At 58.7% G+C, this 1,391-nt stretch carries 1 protein-coding gene; it reads right to left on the bottom strand.

Features of this window, described 5'->3' with window-relative positions; genetic code table 11:
• On the bottom strand, positions 1-693 hold a 693-nt coding region (locus G3I71_RS44610; protein WP_203732998.1), incomplete at its 3' end, for a reverse transcriptase N-terminal domain-containing protein.
• Between the last annotated feature and the right edge of the window lie 698 nt (positions 694-1,391).

The raw sequence follows: 1,391 nt of genomic DNA, 5'->3' as shown, positions 1-1,391 counted from the left end.
GGGGGTGCCTTCTGGTGTTGAGCTGAACCGGCCGTCCTCCAGCACTCCAGCATTGAGCCATTTCTGGATCTGCTCTCGGCCGGGGAACCGACCGAGAGAGGTCATAAGATGGTCATGACTGATGCGGTCGAAGGCCGCCGACAGGTCTGCGTCAAGTACCCACAGCCTCTTGGCGCTCTTCTTGGCTGTGAAGTTGAAGAGTGTCGCGATCGCATCATGCGTGCTGCGACCAGGTCGGAAGCCATAGTTCCGCGCTTCGAACCTTGCCTCCCATTCAGGTTCCAAGGCGTTCTTCACCTTGGCCTGATATGCGCGGTCCCGGATTACCGGGATGCCGAGAGGCCTCTTCTTTCCATTGGCTTTCGGGATGTACACACGCTTGACTGGCCTGGCTGGGCTTGTCGGATGGTCCAGAATCTCTCTGGCTAACCGACCCCTCATAGATGGGGTGAGCGCTGTTTCCCCATCTACACCAGCAGTCTTCTTTCCGGTGCTCTGCTGCGTGACCCGCCTGACACTTGTCAAGGTGTTGGCTCTGGAGCGCAGCATCAGCTTTTGCAGGTTGCGCACCTGCTTTAAATCACCTTTCCTTGCGGCCCTGTAGATCCTATGACGCAATTGTCTTACTGACTCCTCCTCCTGGCTCCAGTCGATACTGTGCCAGAATTCGACGTCCCCCTCGGTTCCGTTCATTGAGGGGACTGTCGTGTCGGGCACTTAGCCCTCCTCTCTGTCTAACTTGTCCCTCGGCGCAGACTCTTGCTCTTTCGTACTACATGACCTACCTGTTCGCGTCAGCCCGCTTTCGCGTCCAGCATGTACTGGTATCCGACGGGTTATGTCGGGGGGAGAGAGACCCGATCCCCGATCTTCCCCTGGGCTTTCGCCCTATCGGCCTTCGCTTCTCGAACATCCTGTCCTGCACGGGATTTCCGCCATTGTTGCCTCCGGCTTACCGGCTGACACACCGGACCCGTACAGGGTTTCCACGTTCCACTACCGGCAGTTGCGACCGGGGTGGGTGCCCTCTCTTCGCCGACCCCCATGGTGACCTCAACGGCCCTAAAGAAGCAGGTCGTTGCATGTCGGGCTTTCCAGCCCTAGGGATTTCTAATCCGCCGATTGCTTGCCACTGCGGAGTGTCACTAACGACGCTTTACTACGAGGGTTCGCATTGCTCACCCGTCCGGTCTTCCCCTTCGCCTGTGGATCCCAGTGGCCTGGGCTCCCTTGGGCTTGACGGTTTCGGCTCAGCACCCCGGCGTTGCCACCGACGCACCCGAAACTGGGGACCGACCATCAGTCACGGGTCGGGGTTCATCTGTTCCTCTCTTCTAGTAGAACCACTGCTCGATAGCGACTTCGTGTCGCACTCCTTGCGGGACTTGAAA

Source organism: Streptomyces sp. SID12501 (assembly GCF_010550245.1).
Lineage (GTDB): Bacteria > Actinomycetota > Actinomycetes > Streptomycetales > Streptomycetaceae > Streptomyces.
The sequence above is the reverse complement of the archived record's forward strand: the minus strand, read 5'-3'. Positions and strand labels throughout refer to the sequence as shown.